Annotated in this window: 9 protein-coding genes; 8 read left to right on the top strand and 1 reads right to left on the bottom strand. The window is 69.7% G+C overall.

Annotated elements, in window-relative coordinates; genetic code table 11:
* Positions 1-315 precede the first annotated feature (315 nt).
* The 3 genes from FNV62_RS34625 to FNV62_RS34615 all read left to right on the top strand — a co-directional run bounded on the left by FNV62_RS34625 (position 316) and on the right by FNV62_RS34615 (position 4,916).
* The gene (locus FNV62_RS34625; RefSeq protein ID WP_097289213.1) at positions 316-2,355 is read left to right on the top strand and encodes a M4 family metallopeptidase; all 2,040 of its coding nucleotides are present in this window, start codon (positions 316-318) and stop codon (positions 2,353-2,355) included.
* A gap of 298 nt (positions 2,356-2,653) precedes the next feature.
* On the top strand, positions 2,654-4,312 hold the full coding sequence (locus FNV62_RS34620; RefSeq protein ID WP_143602961.1) for a M4 family metallopeptidase: 1,659 nt from the start codon (positions 2,654-2,656) through the stop codon (positions 4,310-4,312).
* An 88-nt stretch (positions 4,313-4,400) separates the two neighbouring features.
* On the top strand, positions 4,401-4,916 hold the full coding sequence (locus FNV62_RS34615; protein WP_054234669.1) for a DUF1990 family protein: 516 nt from the start codon (positions 4,401-4,403) through the stop codon (positions 4,914-4,916).
* A 31-nt stretch (positions 4,917-4,947) separates the two neighbouring features.
* Here FNV62_RS34615 and glgP read toward each other — a convergent pair whose 3' ends face one another.
* Complete coding sequence (gene glgP / locus FNV62_RS34610) at positions 4,948-7,605, bottom strand: alpha-glucan family phosphorylase (protein ID WP_097286287.1); 2,658 nt, start codon at positions 7,603-7,605, stop codon at positions 4,948-4,950.
* Between the two features lie 796 nt (positions 7,606-8,401).
* On the opposite strand from glgP, the gene FNV62_RS34605 reads away from it, so the two are divergent.
* The 5 genes from FNV62_RS34605 to glgB all read left to right on the top strand — a co-directional run bounded on the left by FNV62_RS34605 (position 8,402) and on the right by glgB (position 17,765).
* Positions 8,402-9,604: a S8 family peptidase gene (locus FNV62_RS34605; RefSeq protein WP_143628160.1), complete on the top strand. Its 1,203-nt coding sequence runs from the start codon at positions 8,402-8,404 to the stop codon at positions 9,602-9,604.
* Positions 9,605-9,798: 194 nt separating this feature from the next.
* Entirely contained in the window at positions 9,799-11,925 is a 2,127-nt protein-coding gene (locus tag FNV62_RS34600) for an alpha-1,4-glucan--maltose-1-phosphate maltosyltransferase (RefSeq protein WP_143628158.1), read from the top strand.
* Positions 11,922-13,640 carry a maltose alpha-D-glucosyltransferase gene (gene treS / locus FNV62_RS34595; RefSeq protein WP_143628156.1) on the top strand — a complete coding sequence of 573 codons (1,719 nt, stop codon included), beginning with the start codon at positions 11,922-11,924 and terminating at the stop codon, positions 13,638-13,640. Before FNV62_RS34600 ends, treS begins: the two co-directional genes overlap by 4 nt.
* A 120-nt stretch (positions 13,641-13,760) precedes the next feature.
* On the top strand, positions 13,761-15,230 hold the full coding sequence (locus FNV62_RS34590; protein WP_143628154.1) for a maltokinase N-terminal cap-like domain-containing protein: 1,470 nt from the start codon (positions 13,761-13,763) through the stop codon (positions 15,228-15,230).
* Between the two features lie 36 nt (positions 15,231-15,266).
* Entirely contained in the window at positions 15,267-17,765 is a 2,499-nt protein-coding gene (gene glgB, locus FNV62_RS34585) for a 1,4-alpha-glucan branching enzyme (protein WP_143628152.1), read from the top strand.
* The last annotated feature ends 23 nt before the right edge of the window (positions 17,766-17,788 follow it).

Genomic DNA, 17,788 nt, shown 5'->3' with positions numbered 1-17,788 from the left:
GCCCCGCCACGGACCGGACACGCTCCGGCGAACAGTCCGCATGCCGAACATGAACACCCGGACAACGGACGAATTCCGGCCAAGTTCCTGACGCGGTCCTGACAGAAAGCGAAATCTCCTGCCACTCTTCCCACGGCAACTTCACAGCAACCTCACAGCACCATCGCCGTGTCGTGGCCGTGGATCCCCAGGCAACTGGTTCCGCGTTCCATCCTGTTCTGCCCTGTTCTGCCCTGTTCTGCCCGGACGGGTACCCACCCCGACCGGATCCCCACTGGCCGCGCGAGCCGTGGCCACGCAGAAGGAGTCAGTGTGTTGAGCAGCCGTTCCTCCCACAGACGCACCTCCCACACCCAGCGCCGTGTCGCGGCCGTCGCCCTCGTCGGCGTCTCCGCCCTGCTGGCCGCGGCCGTCCAGTCGGGCGCCGCGAGCGCGGCCCCCCAGAAATCCTCCCTCGGCAAGATCAACCGTGGTTCTCTCGCCGTCCAGCTCACGCCTTCGCAGCGCGCGGAGCTGATACGCGACGCGAACGCCGCCAAGGCGGCCACCGCCAAGGACCTGGGCCTCGGGGCCAAGGAGAAACTCGTCGCCCGCGACGTCATCAAGGACGCGGACGGCACGGTTCACACCCGCTACGAGCGCACGTACGCGGGACTCCCGGTCCTCGGCGGCGACCTGGTGGTCGACACCACCAAGGCAGGGAAGACCGAGCGGGTCATCAAGGCGACGCGGGCCACCCTCAAGGTCGCCTCGCTCACGCCCGCCATCGCCGCCTCCACGGCGGAGAAGCAGGCCCTGTCCGTCGCCAAGGCCGACGGTTCGAAGAAGACCGACGCCGACCGGGCGCCCCGCAAGGTGATCTGGGCGGCGAACGGCACACCGACCCTGGCGTACGAGACGGTCGTCGGCGGCTTCCAGGACGACGGCACCCCGAACCAGCTGCACGTCATCACCGACGCGGCCACCGGCAAGAAGCTCTACGAGTACCAGGGCATCGAGACCGGTATCGGCAACACCCAGTACAGCGGCCAGGTGACGCTGACGACCACGCAGTCGGGCTCCAACTACACGCTCACCGACGGCGCGCGCGGCGGCCACAAGACGTACAACCTCAACCGCGGTACGTCCGGCACCGGCACCCTGTTCTCCCAGACCAGCGACACCTGGGGCAACGGCACCACGTCGAACGCCGCGACCGCGGGCGCCGACGCGCACTACGGCGCCGCCGAGACCTGGGACTTCTACAAGAACACCTTCGGCCGCAGCGGCATCAAGAACAACGGCGTGGGTGCGTACTCCCGGGTCCACTACGGCAACGCGTACATCAACGCGTTCTGGGACGACACCTGCTTCTGCATGACGTACGGCGACGGGGCCGGCAACGCGGACCCGCTGACCGCGCTGGACGTGGCCGGGCACGAGATGAGCCACGGCGTCACCGCCAACACCGCGGGTCTCAACTACTCGGGCGAGTCCGGCGGCCTGAACGAGGCGACCTCCGACATCTTCGGCACCGGCGTCGAGTTCTACGCCAACAACGCCTCCGACCCCGGTGACTACCTCATCGGCGAGAAGATCAACATCAACGGCGACGGCACCCCGCTGCGCTACATGGACAAGCCCAGCAAGGACGGCGGCTCGGCGGACAACTGGTCCTCCAGCGTGGGCGGTCTCGACGTCCACTACTCGTCCGGCGTCGCCAACCACTTCTTCTACCTGCTGAGCGAGGGCAGCGGCGCCAAGGTCATCAACGGCGTCAGCTACAACTCGCCGACCGCCGACGGCCTTCCGGTCACCGGCATCGGCCGGGACAAGGCCCTGCAGATCTGGTACCGGGCGCTCACCACCAAGTTCACCTCGACCACCAACTACGCGGCGGCCCGCACCGGCACGCTCGCGGCGACGGGCGAGCTGTACGGCACGACGAGCGCCGAGTACACGGCGGTGCAGAACGCCTGGGCGGCCGTGAAGGTCGGCTCGCGTCCGGGCGGTGGCGGCGGCACCGGTACGTCGTTCGAGAACACCAGCGACGTATCGATTCCGGACAACGGGCCGGCCGTGACGTCGTCGATCGCGGTCACCGGCCGTACCGGCAACGCCCCGTCGAACCTTCTGGTCGACGTGGACATCGTGCACACCTGGCGCGGCGACCTGGTCGTGGATCTGCTGGCCCCGGACGGCACGGTGTACCCCCTGAAGGCCTTCAGCTCCTCCGACTCGGCGGACAACGTCCAGGAGACCTACACCGTCAACGCGTCCTCCGAAGTCGCCAACGGCACCTGGAAGTTGCGGGTCCAGGACAAGGCCGCGCAGGACACCGGCTACATCAACAGCTGGAAGCTGACGTTCCCGTAGACCGCACCTGAACACTCGGCATCGAGAGGGCGCCGCCCCGGGGTTCGACTCCCCGGGGCGGCGCCCTCTTTGCCGTGCCATGACCCTGCTTTTGTTGCCGCTTGACCAAGATCGAAATCCGCGTAACGAACAGCGATCTTCACCCAACGGACGCTTTTCGGCCAAGATTTCATTGCCCTCCTGACATGTACGCGCCCTGGATGTCACTCTTCCACCGCACGGCTCACCCGCACCGCAACTTCGCACCTTCCGTACGGCCACCCCACGCCGTCCGGTCGCCCCCACAAGAGGAGATTGCGTGACCCCCCTCTACGCGCGTCACAAGCGCACCACTCTGGCCATCGCCACCGCTGTCGCTGCCGGAGCCCTGCTCACCACCGGTCTGACCACCGGTGCCTCCGCCCAGACCGAGTCGGCCGCCGCCAAGGCGAAGCTCCCCGGCGCCACGGTCCAGCTCTCCGCCGCCGCACGCACGAGCCTCATCCAGCAGGCCGACGCGGCCGCGTCCGAGACCGCCCAGCAGATAGGCCTCGGCGCCAAGGAGAAGCTCGTCGTCAGAGACGTCCTCAAGGACGCGGACGGCACCGTGCACACCCGCTACGAGCGCACGTACAACGGCCTTCCGGTCCTCGGCGGCGACCTGGTCGTCCACGAGTCCAAGGCCGGCAAGACCGAGGGCGTCACCAAGGCCGTGAAGACGGCCATCAAGGTCGCCTCGCTGAAGCCGCAGGTCACCACCGCGAAGGCCGAGAAGCAGGCTCTCACCGCGGCGAAGGCCGCCGGTTCGGAGAAGACCGCGGCCGACCGCGCCCCCCGCAAGGTGATCTGGGCCGCCACCGGCAAGCCCACCCTCGCCTACGAGACGGTCGTCGGCGGTCTCCAGGACGACGGCACCCCGAACGAGCTGCACGTCATCACCGACGCGGCCACCGGCAAGAAGCTCTACGAGTACCAGGGCATCGAGACCGGCACCGGCAAGACCCTCTACTCGGGCACGGTCAGCCTCAACACCACCCTGTCGGGCTCGACGTACCAGCTGACCGACGGCACCCGCGGCGGCCACAAGACGTACAACAAGTCGCACACCACCTCCTCCTCCGCGGGCACCCTGTTCACCGACGCGGACGACACCTGGGGCACCGGCACGGCCTCCAGCTCCACCACCGACCAGACCGCGGCCGCCGACGCCGCGTACGGCGCGCAGGAGACGTGGGACTTCTACAAGAACACCTTCGGCCGCAGCGGCATCAAGAACAACGGGGTCGGCGCGTACTCCCGCGTCCACTACGGCAACGCGTACGTCAACGCGTTCTGGGACGACAGCTGCTTCTGCATGACGTACGGCGACGGCTCCGGGAACACCCACCCGCTGACCTCGCTGGACGTGGCCGGCCACGAGATGAGCCACGGCGTCACCGCCAACACGGCCGGTCTCAACTACTCCGGCGAGTCCGGCGGTCTGAACGAGGCGACCTCCGACATCTTCGGCACCGGCGTCGAGTTCTACGCCAACAACGCCTCCGACCCCGGTGACTACCTCATCGGCGAGAAGATCAACATCAACGGCGACGGCACCCCGCTGCGCTACATGGACAAGCCCAGCAAGGACGGCGGCTCCGCCGACTACTGGTCCTCCAGCGTCGGCAACCTGGACGTGCACTACTCGTCCGGTGTCGCCAACCACTTCTTCTACCTGCTGAGCGAGGGCAGCGGCGCCAAGACCATCAACGGCGTCAGCTACAACTCGCCCACGTACAACGGCACGGCCGTCACCGGCATCGGCCGGGACAAGGCCCTGCAGATCTGGTACAAGGCGCTGACGACGTACTTCACGTCGACGACCAACTACAAGTCGGCCCGCACGGGGACGCTCTCCGCGGCGTCCGCCCTGTACGGCTCGACCAGCGCCGAGTACAAGGCGGTGGCCGCGGCCTGGACCGCGGTCAACGTGAGCTAGTGCCCACGGGGTCCTCGGGACCCCCTCAGGCACCTTGGGCGGTACCCGGAGAGAAGGCACCTCCGGGTACCGCCCTACGCTGTCCCCCATGGTCTCCCCGGACAACCCCTTCACATACGAGGACGTGGGCGCGACGCGCGACGGCCGCTGCCCGCCGGGGTTCCACCCCCTGCACCTGCGCACCCGCGTCGGCGAGGGCGAGGCCGTCTTCCGCGCGGCCTCCGAAGCGCTGATGACCTGGGAGATGCACCGCGCCATGGGCGTGGGCATCACCGCCACCGCCGACAAGGCGGCCCCCGGAGTCGACGTCACCGTCGGACTCGGCCCCCTCAAGGCCCCCTGCCGTGTGGTCTGGACGGTCGAGGAGTACCGCCGGGCCGGCTGGGCCTACGGCACCCTGCCCGGCCACCCCGAGCACGGCGAGGAGGCCTTCGTGGTCGACCGCACGGGCGACGGCACGGTCTGGCTGACCGTGACCGCCTTCAGCCGTGCGGCCAAGTGGTACACCCGCGCGGGAGGACCGGCGACCCGGGGGCTCCAGCACGCCTACGCACGGCGCTGCGGGACCGTACTGCGCCGGCTGTGCGCGGGTTTCGAACCGTAGGCCCGCAGTCCGCCTTCCGCTTTCGGGCCGCTCAGCGCATCAGGACCCCGGCCTCCTCCCCCACCTCCTCCGAAGGCATCGTGACCAGGCCCAGCTCGGCGCCGGACGCGAGCAGTCGGTGCGTGGGGAGAATACGGACCGTGTAGCCGAACGGGCCGGTGCGGTCCAGGGAGAGCGGCCCCTCGTACACCCAGCGCCCTTCCAGGTCCGGACCGCCCGCCGGTTTCAGCGGGACGCAGCTCGCGTCCGCGATGCGGTCCTGCGAGTCGACGCGGCCCGAGACCGCCTGGACCTCGACGTCGTCCGGGGCGAGGTCGGCCAGCGCCACCCGCACGCGCAGGGAGAGGGTGGTGCCCAGTTCGGCGGTCGTGGTGGCGGCGGATGCCTCCAGATGGTCCACCGTGACCCGGGGCCAGGCCGCCCGGACGCGGGACTTCCAGGCGGCCAGTTCGCGGGCCGCCTCCGGGGCCAGGGCGCGGTGGGCGCGGGCCGCGGGGGCGTAGAGGCGCTCCACGTACTCGCGCACCATCCGGCCCGCCAGGACCTTCGGGCCGAGATGGGTCAGCGTCTGGCGGACCATCTCGATCCACCGGTCGGGCAGACCGTGCTGACCCCGCTCGTAGAAGCGGGGCGCCACGCGCTGTTCCAGCAGCTCGTAGAGGGCCGCCGCCTCCAGGTCGTCGCGGCGGTCGTCGTCCGTCGCCGTGCCGTCCGCCGTCGGGATCGCCCAGCCGAAGTCCGGCTGGAACCACTCGTCCCACCAGCCGTCCAGGACGGAGAGGTTCAGACAGCCGTTGAGTGCCGCCTTCATCCCGGACGTGCCGCAGGCCTCCAGCGGGCGGAGCGGGTTGTTCAGCCAGATGTCGCAGCCCGGGTACAGCTTCTGCGCCATCGCCATCCCGTAGTCCGGGAGAAAGACGATCCGGTGGCGTACGCGCGGGTCGTCCGCGAAGCGGACCAGTTCCTGCACGAGTCGCTTGCCGCCGTCGTCCGCGGGGTGCGCCTTGCCCGCGACCACGATCTGGATCGGGCGTTCGGCGTGCAGGAGGAGGTCCATCAGGCGGTCGCGGTCGCGCAGCATCAGGGTCAGGCGTTTGTAGGAAGGGACGCGGCGGGCGAAGCCGATCGTGAGGACGTCCGGGTCCAGCACCCCGTCGATCCAGCCGAGTTCGGCCGTTCCGGCGCCGCGCTGGCGCCAGGAGGCGTGCAGGCGTTCCCGTACCTCCAGGACGAGTTGCTCGCGCAGTACCCGGCGCAGGTCCCAGATCTCCTGGTCGGCGATGTCCGCCACCGCGTCCCAGCGGTCCGAGCCGCCGACCGTCATCGCGTCCTCGGTGCGCTGGGCGCCGATCTGGCGGGCGCCGAGACGGAAGACCTCCGGTGCCACCCAGGTCGGTGCGTGCACGCCGTTGGTGACCGAGGTGATCGGGACCTCGTCCGGGTCGAAACCCGGCCACAGCCCGGAGAACATCTCGCGGCTGACGTGACCGTGGAGCAGCGACACCCCGTTGGCCCGCTGACCGAGCCTGAGCCCCATCACGGCCATGTTGAAGAGGTTCGGCTCACCGCCCGGATAGGTCTCCATGCCGAGGCCGAGGATGCGCTCGACGTCGATACGGGGGAGTTCGGCGTCCGGGCCGAAGTGGTGGGCGACCAGTTCACGGTCGAAGCGGTCGATGCCGGCGGGGACGGGGGTGTGGGTGGTGAAGACGGTACCGGCGCGGACGGATTCGAGAGCGGCCTCGAAGTCCAGCCCGCCGTTGCCGTCGTCCCCGTCCTGTCCGTCCTGCCCCTCGGCGAGTTCGGCGATGCGTTCCAGGCCGAGGAAGCCCGCGTGGCCCTCGTTGGTGTGGAACACCTCGGGCTGAGCGTGGCCGGTCAGCCGGCAGTACGTCCGTACGGCGCGCACCCCGCCGATGCCGAGCAGCATCTCCTGCAGCAGCCGGTGCTCGCTGCCGCCGCCGTACAGCCGGTCGGTCACCCCGCGTTCGCCGAGGTCGTTCTCCTCGACGTCGGAGTCGAGCATGAGGAGGGGCACGCGACCGACCTGGGCCAGCCAGATGCGGGCGCGCAGGGCGCGGGCGCCGGGGAGGGCGAGGGAGACCTGGGCCGGGGTGCCGTCGGATTCGCGCAGGGGTACGAGAGGGAGTTCGTTCGGGTCGAGGACGGGATAGTGCTCCTGCTGCCAGCCGTCTCGGGAGAGGGACTGCCGGAAGTAGCCGTGCCGGTAGAGGAGGCCTACGCCGATGAGGGGTACGCCGAGGTCGCTGGCGGCCTTGAGGTGGTCGCCGGCGAGGATGCCGAGGCCGCCGGAGTACTGCGGCAGGGCCGCGGTGATGCCGAACTCGGGTGAGAAGTAGGCGATGGCGGCGGGGAGGTCGGGAATCTGGGTCTGGGTCTGATACCAGCGATCGCCGGTGACGTAGTCGCGCAGGTCGTCGGCGACGGCGGCGAGGCGGCGCAGGAAGCGGCGGTCCTCGGCGAGTTCCGCGAGGCGGTGGGGAGGGACGCTGCCGAGCATGCGTACGGGGTCGCCGTCGGAGGCGGTCCAGCGTTCGGGGTCGACGGACTGGAAGAGGTCGCGGGTCTCGGCGTGCCAGGACCAGCGCAGGTTGCGGGCGAGGTCGCTGAGCGGGTGAAGGGCGTCGGGCAGTACGGGGCGAACGGTGAATCTGCGGATTGCCTTCACAAGTTCCACCTTCACAAAAGACGTATGCGGCGGGATGTACGTCACCGACGACGGTAGCGGCGAGGGTGTTTCCACGACACGGCGCATCGATGAACTCCGGCGTCGTGGGTGGCGGGGGCGTGGGTGGGTCGGGGCGTGGGTGGGTGGCGGGCGCGTGAGTGGGTCGGGGAGCGCGTGGGTGGGTCGGGGGCGTGGGGTGCGTCGAGCCCGTCGCCGCCGGATCAGACGTGGGCCGGGCAAGCGAGCCGCTGCTCGATCCGAACGTAAGCGACGGGCTTGCGACACACCCCCACGCCCCCTTCCGCAGTCCGACAGCTGCGGGTGAGTGGAACACCCCCTCAAAAGCGCCCCGTCAGGGGCGCGGGGAACTGCGCGACCAGCCCCCACCGGCCCGCAGTCGACGGACTCGGCCGAGCGGGGGATCGGGGCGCAGCCCCGCCCTAGGGGCGCGGGGAACGGCGCGACCAGCCCCCACCGGCCGCGAGTCGAACGAATCACCCGAGCGGGGATGCGGGGCGCAGCCCCCGCCTCAGGGGCGCGGGGAACTGCGCGACCAGCCCCCACCGGTCGGCAGCCGAGGGACCGCGCTGAGGCGTCGACGAGAGGAACCGTCGACCGGGAATCGACGCGACCATTCCGCCCCACCCCCGGAGGGTATGGCCGATTCCGCCCGCATGGGCGGCCTTGTGGTGCTTCACACCACACGAGAGGCTGCCAAGTGGCGTACGCGCGACCCCGGTCGCACACCGGTCGGTCCCGGTCGGCGTACGCCGACTTGAGGAGGGGAACTCACGTCATGGCACAGACGAGACAGCGGCGTCTGCGCTGGGCAGGATGCCTCACCGCGGTCACGACGACCGCGGTGCTTTCGGCCATCACCCTGCCCGCGCACGCCGCCCCGGAGGGGCGGATACTCGGCGCCGGCGAACCCGGTTCCGTCAGCGGTAGTTACATCGTGACACTCAAGGGGGGTACGAGGGCTCCGTCATCGGTGGGTAAGGGCATCGCCGAGAAGTACGGAGCGCGAATCAGCCACACGTACGGCACAGCGCTCAACGGGTACGCGGTTCAGGTGGGCGAGAAGCAGGCGCGGCGGCTCGCGGCGGACTCCCGTGTGGCCTCCGTCGTCCAGGACACCCGGGTGACACTCGACCACTTCGAGAAGAACCCGCCGTCCTGGGGGCTGGACCGGATCGACCAGCCCGCTCTGCCGCTCGACAAGGGCTACTCGTGGCCGGAGTCGGCGGGCGCGGGCGTGACGGCGTACGTCATCGACACGGGGATCCGGATCACGCACAAGGACTTCGGGGGGCGGGCCGGTTACGGCTGGGACTTCGTGGGCAACGACAAGGCGGCGGGGGACGGGAACGGGCACGGGACGCATGTCGCCGGGATCATCGCGGGGACGACCTACGGTGTGGCGAAGAAGGCCAAGGTCGTGTCCGTGCGAGTGCTCGACAACGCCGGATCCGGCACCACCGCGCAGGTCATCGCCGGTATCGACTGGGTGACCCGGCACGCGCACAAGCCCGCGGTCGCCAATCTGAGCCTGGGCGGCCACGCGAACGCCCAGTTGGACGCCGCCGTACGCAACTCCATCGCCTCCGGAGTGACCTACTCGGTCGCGGCGGGCAACGACGGACTGGCAGCCGGGCTGTACTCCCCCGCCCGGGTCAAGGAGGCGCTGACGGTCGGGGCGAGCGACAGGGCCGACGCCCGGGCGAGCTTCTCCAACTTCGGGGCGGCGCTCGACCTGTTCGCGCCCGGCGTGGCGATCACGTCGGCGTCGTACGCGAGCGACACAGGGAAGGCGACCTTCTCCGGTACGTCGATGGCGAGCCCGCATGTCGCGGGCGCGGCGGCGCTCTATCTCGCCGGCCACCCGAAGGCGACCCCGGCCCAAGTGGGCAAAGCGTTGGTCGGGCGGGCGGTGTACGGGAAGGTCGGCGGTGCGGGGCTCGGTTCGCCGAACAGGCTTCTGCAGGTCGACTCTTCGTAAAGAACCGCCGCAGCAGGCACCGGCCTCGCCCGTCGGACGAGGCCGGTCTTGTGTGTAGACATACGCGTAAGTAGTTAGCAACCTGCCGGATTGCTCACCCGAATAGGGTGGGAAGGCTCCCCCGGTACGCCCCGCAGGCCCCACCTCCCCACACCGTCATCCGCCCACCCACGTTGACGCGGACAGGAGCGGTCATGCCCGCCACGCACCACACGTCGCCACCCCCGACGACCACCTCCGACACACCCCCCATACACAAGGTCGACGCCGTCCCCCGCGCCCCGGAGCAACCCTCCGAACAGGCAGGTGAAGGCGGCGAGAGCGTCGGACGCATTCCCGTCGTCGACGTTCGGCCCCTCGTCCTGCAAGGCCGTCGCCCCGCCAAGGCGGTCGTCGGCGAGGTCTTCGACGTCACGGCCACCGTCTTCCGCGAAGGTCATGACGCCGTCGCCGCGAACGTCGTCCTGCGCGATCCGGAGGGCCGCACCGGCCCCTGGAGCCCGATGCGCGAACTCGCCCCCGGCACCGACCGCTGGGGCGCCACCGTCTGTGCCGGGACGACCGGCCACTGGACGTACACCGTGGAGGCCTGGAGCGATCCGGTCTCCACCTGGCGCCACCACGCGGGGATCAAGATCCCGGCGGGCATCGACACGGAACTGGTCCTGGAGGAGGGCGCCCGGCTGTACGAGCGCGCTGCCGCCGGAGTGCCGAAGAGCAAGGGCAGAAGGGATGTCGTCCTCGCCGCGGCGGACGCGCTGCGGGACACCGGCCGTTCCTCGGCGGCCCGCCTCGCCGCCGCCCGTACCCCCGAAGTCGACAGGGTCCTCACTCGTCATCCGCTGCGTGAGCTGGTCAGCAGTTCGGAGCCGCTGCCCCTGCTGGTGGAGCGCGAGCGGGCGCTGTACGGCTCCTGGTACGAGTTCTTTCCGCGTTCGGAGAGCGGGCATCTCGATCCGCCGGTGCACGGCACCTTCCGCAGCGCCGCCGAGCGGCTGCCCGCCATCGCGCGGATGGGATTCGATGTCGTGTATCTGCCGCCGATTCATCCCATCGGGACCACTTATCGCAAGGGGCCCAACAACACTCTTTCTGCGGGGGCGTACGACGTCGGTGTGCCGTGGGCGATCGGCTCCCCGGAGGGCGGGCACGACGCCGTTCATCCGGATCTCGGCACGATCGACGACTTCGACGCCTTCGTGAGGCGGGCGGAGCGGGAGGGCCTGGAGATCGCGCTCGACTTCGCGCTCCAGTGCTCGCCGGATCATCCGTGGGTGCAGAAGCATCCCGAGTGGTTCCACCACCGGGCGGACGGGTCGATCGCGTACGCGGAGAATCCGCCGAAGAAGTACCAGGACATCTATCCGATCGCCTTCGATAAGGACATGCCGGGGCTGATCCAGGAGACGGTGCGGGTGCTGCGGCACTGGATGAGCCACGGTGTACGGATCTTCCGCGTCGACAACCCGCACACCAAGCCGGTCGTCTTCTGGGAGCGGGTCATCGCGGACATCAACCGCACCGATCCGGACGTGATCTTCCTGGCCGAGGCGTTCACCCGGCCCGCGATGATGCGCACGCTGGGGGCGGTCGGCTTCCAGCAGTCGTACACCTATTTCACCTGGCGCAACACCAAGCAGGAGCTGACCGAGTACCTCGGTGAGCTGTCGGGGGAGGCGGCCGCCTACATGCGGCCCAATTTCTTCGTGAACACCCCGGACATCCTGCACGAGTTCCTTCAGCACGGCGGGCGGCCGGCCTTCGAACTGCGTGCGGTGCTCGCCGCGACGCTGTCTCCGACCTGGGGCGTCTACAGCGGATTCGAGCTCTGTGAGCACACCCCCCTGCGTGCGGGCAGCGAAGAGTACCTGAACTCCGAGAAGTACCAACTGCGTCCGCGGGATTGGGAGTCGGCGGAGCGGGAGGGTCGTAGCATCGCGCCATTGCTGAGGGCGCTCAACGCCATCCGCCGGCGCAGTCCGGCACTGCGCCAGTTGCGCGGCCTCCACTTCCACCACACGGACAAGGACGCGGTGATCGCCTACTCGAAGTCGGTCACGGACGGGAGCGGATCGAACACGGTTGTGGTGGTGGTCAACCTCGACCCCCACCACACCCAGGAGGCGACGGTCTCGTTGGACATGCCGCAACTCGGCCTGGACTGGCACGAGTCCGTGCCGGTGCGCGACGAGCTCACCGGCGAGACCTACAACTGGGGCAGGGCCAACTATGTGCGTCTTGAGCCAGGGCATAGCCCCGCGCACATCCTCACCGTCCTGCGACCGTCCTCACCGCAGATCGGAGGGTCACCCACCACATGATCGTCAACGAGCCCGTCCCGGACACTTTCGAGGACACCCCGGCCAGGGACCGCGACCCCGACTGGTTCAAACGCGCCGTCTTCTACGAGGTCCTGGTCCGCTCCTTCCAGGACAGCAACGGCGACGGCGTCGGCGACCTCAAGGGCCTCACCGCGAAACTCGACTACCTGCAATGGCTGGGCATCGACTGCCTGTGGCTGCCCCCGTTCTTCAAATCACCCCTCAGGGACGGCGGCTACGACGTCTCCGACTACACCGCCGTCCTGCCCGAGTTCGGTGACCTCGCCGACTTCGTCGAGTTCGTCGACGCCGCCCACCAGCGCGGCATGCGCGTCATCATCGACTTCGTCATGAACCACACCAGCGACCAGCACCCGTGGTTCCAGGAGTCCCGCACCAACCCCGACGGACCCTACGGCGACTACTACGTCTGGGCCGACGACGACAAACAGTACGAGGACGCCCGGATCATCTTCGTCGACACCGAGGCCTCCAACTGGACCTTCGACCCGGTCCGCAAGCAGTACTTCTGGCACCGCTTCTTCTCCCACCAGCCCGACCTCAACTACGAGAACCCCGCCGTCCAGGAAGAGATCATCTCCGCGCTGCGGTTCTGGCTGGACCTGGGCATCGACGGGTTCCGGCTGGACGCGGTGCCGTACCTGTACCAGGTCGAGGGAACGAACTGCGAAAACCTTCCGGCAACGCACGAGTTCCTGAAGCGGGTGCGCAAGGAGATCGACACGCACTATCCGGACACGGTGTTGCTGGCGGAGGCGAACCAGTGGCCCGAGGACGTCGTCGACTACTTCGGCGACTTCCCCTCCGGCGGCGACGAGTGCCACATGGCGTTCCACTTCCCCGTCATGCCGCGGATCTTCATGGCGGTACGCAGGGAATCCCGGTACCCGGTCTCGGAAATCCTGTCGAAGACCCCGGCGATCCCGTCCGGCTGCCAGTGGGGCATCTTCCTGCGCAACCACGACGAACTCACCCTCGAAATGGTCACCGACGAGGAACGCGACTACATGTACGCGGAGTACGCCAAGGACCCGCGGATGCGCGCCAACATCGGCATCCGGCGGCGGCTCGCCCCACTGCTCGACAACGACCGCAACCAGATCGAGCTGTTCACCGCCCTGCTGCTGTCCCTGCCCGGCTCGCCGATCCTCTACTACGGCGACGAGATCGGAATGGGCGACAACATCTGGCTCGGCGACCGCGACGCGGTCCGCACCCCGATGCAGTGGACACCCGACCGCAACGCGGGCTTCTCCTCCTCGGATCCCGGCCGGCTGTTCCTGCCCACGATCATGGACCCCGTCTACGGCTACCAGGTGACCAACGTCGAGGCCTCCATGTCCTCGCCCTCGTCCCTGCTGCACTGGACCCGCCGCATGATCGAGATCCGCAAGCAGAACCAGGCCTTCGGCCTCGGCTCCTACACGGAACTCCAGTCCTCCAACCCCGCCGTCATCGCGTTCCTGCGCGAGGCCCCCTCCACCGAGGGCAAAGAGGACGACCTCGTCCTGTGCGTGCACAACTTCTCCCGCTTCGCCCAGCCCACCGAACTGGACCTGCGGGCCTTCAACGGCCGCCACCCGGTCGAACTCATCGGCGGGGTGCGATTCCCGGCCATCGGAGAGCTGCCGTACTTGCTCACCCTCGCGGGCCACGGCTTCTACTGGTTCCGGCTCCGCAAGGACGCCGTCTGATCCAAGGACAGACTCCAGAACCCGGTCGGCGGGGCGGTTTCCTCCGTCCCGCCCTGGGCACGCATCAGTAACACCCCGACTCCCCCGGTCTCCGGGCCCCTGGGGAAAGGACGCGACGTCATGTCGGAAGCCGCAATCCACTCTGTCACGGCCCCCGTCGCACGCCCCGAGTTGCTCGCGTCGCTCGATCCGCTCCTACGGGAATGGCTGCCACGGCAGCGCTGGTTCGCGGGCAAGGGCCGTCCGGTGACCGGGTTCTCCCTGGTGACGGCCAACGAACTGCTGCCCTCGACGGCTCAGCTGGGCCTGCTCCACCTGCTGGTCCGGGCGCACCAGCCGCTCACCCCCGCCCAGGGAGCCGGCACCCGGCCCGGCGACTGCTACCAACTGCTCATCGGCGTACGCGAGGCACTCCCGCCGCACCTCGCGCCCGCGCTGATCGGGCACGTGGAGGAAGGACCGCTGGCGGGACACACGGTCTACGAGGCACTGCACGACCCGCGCCCCGCCGACGTACTCCTGGAGGCCCTGCGCACCCGGGCCCGCGTCGGCGAGCTGCGCTTCGAACGGGACCTACGCCAGGAGATACGGGGCGATCTGATACCGCGCCTGATCACCGCGGAACAGTCCAACTCGTCCCTGGTCTTCGGAGATACGTTCATCCTGAAGCTGTTGCGCCGCATCGTCCCGGGGGTGAACCCCGATCTGGAGCTGCCACTGACGCTCGCCCGGGAGGGCTGCCCACGGGTGCCGGCACCGACGGCGTGGATGGCCGCCGACCTGGACGGGGAGACGTACACACTGGGGGTGCTGCAACCCTATGTCCAGGGCGCGGTGGACGGCTGGGAGCTGGCCCTGAGCGAACTGGCCAAGGAGAGCGAACTGGCGAAGGACGGCTGTCGCGACGGCGAGGGCTTCACCGGGGAGGCGCGAGCGCTGGGCCGGGCCACCGCCGAGGTGCACACGGCCCTCGCCCGGGCCCTGCCCACGGTCACCCTGGGGCACGTGCAGATGGAACTGCTCGTCGACGGCATGACCGAGCGGCTGGCCACGGCGGCGCAGGCGGTGCCCGCGCTGCGGCCGTACGCCGCCGGTCTGCGCACCGCCTTCGAGGCGCTGGCCGACCTGGCCTCCGAGGGGCGGACCTGGACCGCCCAGCGCATACACGGGGATCTGCACCTCGGCCAGTGCCTGCGCGCACCCTCCGGGGAGTGGTCGCTCATAGACTTCGAGGGCGAGCCCTCGAAACCGCTCGCCGAGCGCCGCATGCCCCAGCCGCCCCTGCGGGACATAGCGGGGATGCTCCGCTCCTTCGACTACGCGGCCCACGCCGTCCCCGGGGCCCTCGGCTCCCCTCGGGCGGGGGGCACCCCCGTCCCGGCGGTGCCCGACTGGGCCGACATCTGCCGGGCCGCGTACTGCGCCGGATACGCGGAGGTCGCCGGCCGCGACCCGCGCGCCGATCCCGTACTCCTGCGCGCCTACGAGACGGACAAGGCGATCTACGAAGTCCTGTACGAGGCCCGGCACCGGCCCGACTGGCTGCCGGTACCGATGGCGGCGATACGCCGACTCGCCGCGTCCCCCTGACCTTCCCCACCTCACCCCGCCGAGGAGGCCCTGCCCGTGACGCCCCGCCCCCCGTCCGACGACAGTCCGAAGAAGAACGGTGCCAAGAAGCCGGCTGCCGCCAAGAAGGCGGCGGTGAAGAAAGCGACGGTCGAGAAAGCGGCGGTCGAGAAGGCGGCGGTCAAGAAGGCCGCCGTCAAGAAGATCGCCGCTCAGAAGCCTGCCGGGAGCAAGGACGCCAAGGTCTCGACGGTCTCCAAGGTCTCGAAGAAGGGGGCCGCTGCGAGGGTTCCCGAACCGCGCGCCGCGGAGCCGAAGGGCGCCGAGCCCGTGGTCGGGGTTTCCGAGCCCGCCGACAGCGCTCCCGTCTTCGCCGGGGTCGATCCCGGTGACCGCCAGCGACTGCTCTCCGGCACGCACCACGATCCGCACGGGGTGCTCGGCGCCCATCCGGTGCCCGGCGGTGTGGCCTTCCTGGCCTTCCGTCCGTACGCGCTCGGGGTGACCGTCGTGACGGACGACCTGCGGGCCGAGCTGCACGACGACGGGGACGGGTTCTTCTCGGCACTGGTGCCACTGCGCGCGGTCCCGGAGGCGTACCGGCTGCTCGTCGCGTACGAGGGGACGGTTCAGGACACCGAGGACGCGTACCGCTTCCTGCCCGCGCTCGGGGAGTTCGATCTCCATCTGCTCGGCGAGGGACGCCACGAGGAACTGTGGCGCGCCCTGGGCGCGGAGCCGATGGTGCACCAGGGGGTGACCGGCACCCGTTTCACGGTCTGGGCGCCGAACGCGCGCGGTGTCCGTCTCGCCGGCACCTTCAACTTCTGGGACGGCACCGGGTTTCCGATGCGGTCGCTCGGCTCCTCCGGGGTGTGGGAGCTGTTCGTGCCGGCGATCGGCGAGGGCGAGCTCTACAAGTTCGAGATCACCCGCCCGGACGGCTCCCGCACCCTGCGGGCCGACCCGATGGCCCGGCGGACCGAGGTCCCGCCACGCACGTCGTCGATCGTGCACGCCTCGCACCACGTGTGGAGGGACGAGGAGTGGATGGCGGAGCGGGGGGCCCGTCCCGTGCACGAGGCACCGCTGTCGGTGTACGAGGTCCACCTGCCCTCGTGGCGCCCGGGCCTGACCTACCGCCAACTGGCCGAGCAACTGCCCGCCTACGTCTCCGACCTGGGCTTCACCCATGTCGAGCTGATGCCGGTCGCCGAACACCCCTTCGGCGGTTCCTGGGGCTACCAGGTCACCGGCTTCTACGCCCCCACCGCACGACTGGGCACCCCCGACGACTTCAAGCACCTCGTCGACGCCCTGCACCGGGCCGGGATCGGCGTCCTCATGGACTGGGTACCGGCCCACTTCCCGCGCGACGCATGGGCCCTCGCCGAATTCGACGGACGCCCCCTCTACGAACACGCGGACCCCCAGCGGGCCGCCCACCCCGACTGGGGCACCCTCGAATTCGACTTCGGGCGCCGCGAGGTACGCAACTTCCTCGTCGCCAACGCCGTGTACTGGTGCGAGGAGTTCCACATCGACGGCCTGCGCGTCGACGCCGTCGCCTCGATGCTCTACCTCGACTACTCGCGCGAACCGGGACAGTGGACCCCCAACGAACACGGCGGCCGGGAGAACCTCGACGCCGTCGCCTTCCTCCAGGAGATGAACGCCACCGTCTACCGCCGCGCACCCGGCGTCGTGACGATCGCCGAGGAGTCCACGGCCTGGGACGGCGTCACGCGGGCCACCCATCACACCGGGCCCGGCGGGTTCGGGGGGCTGGGATTCGGGCTGAAGTGGAACATGGGGTGGATGCACGACTCGCTGAGCTATGTGCAGCACGAGCCGGTCCATCGCAAGTACCACCACAACGAGATGACGTTCTCGATGGTGTACGCCTACAGCGAGAACTACGTCCTGCCCATCTCCCACGACGAGGTCGTCCACGGCAAACGCTCACTCGTGTCGAAGATGCCCGGCGACTGGTGGCAACAACGCGCCACCACCCGCGCCTACCTCGGCTTCATGTGGGCCCACCCCGGCAAACAACTCCTCTTCATGGGCCAGGAATTCGCCCAGGGCGCCGAATGGTCCGAAACCCACGGCCCCGACTGGTGGCTCCTGGACCCCGCCTACCCCGCCGAACCCGACCACCGCGGCGTCCGCGACCTCGTCCGCGACCTCAACACCGTCTACCGCCACGAACCCGCCCTCTGGCAACGCGACACCGACCCCGCCGGCTTCACCTGGATCGCCGGCGACGCCGCCGACGACAACGTCCTCGCCTTCCTCCGCCACGACACCGACGGCACCCCCCTCCTCGCCGTCTCCCACTTCTCCCCCGTCGTCCGCCACGACTACCGCCTCGGCATCCCCGAAGACATCCCCGCCTGGCACGAAGTCCTCAACACCGACGCCGCCCGCTACGGCGGCAGCGACATCCACAACCCCCACCCCGTCAAACCCGAGCCCCACCCCGCCCACGCCCATCCCACCAGCCTGCGCCTGACCCTGCCTCCGCTGGCCACCATCTGGCTCCGCCCCGCCTGAGGGCTTCGGCGGCCACGACGAGG

Source organism: Streptomyces sp. RLB3-17, assembly GCF_007113425.2.
Lineage (GTDB): Bacteria > Actinomycetota > Actinomycetes > Streptomycetales > Streptomycetaceae > Streptomyces > Streptomyces mirabilis_D.
This window is presented reverse-complemented; position numbering and strand designations above follow the sequence as displayed.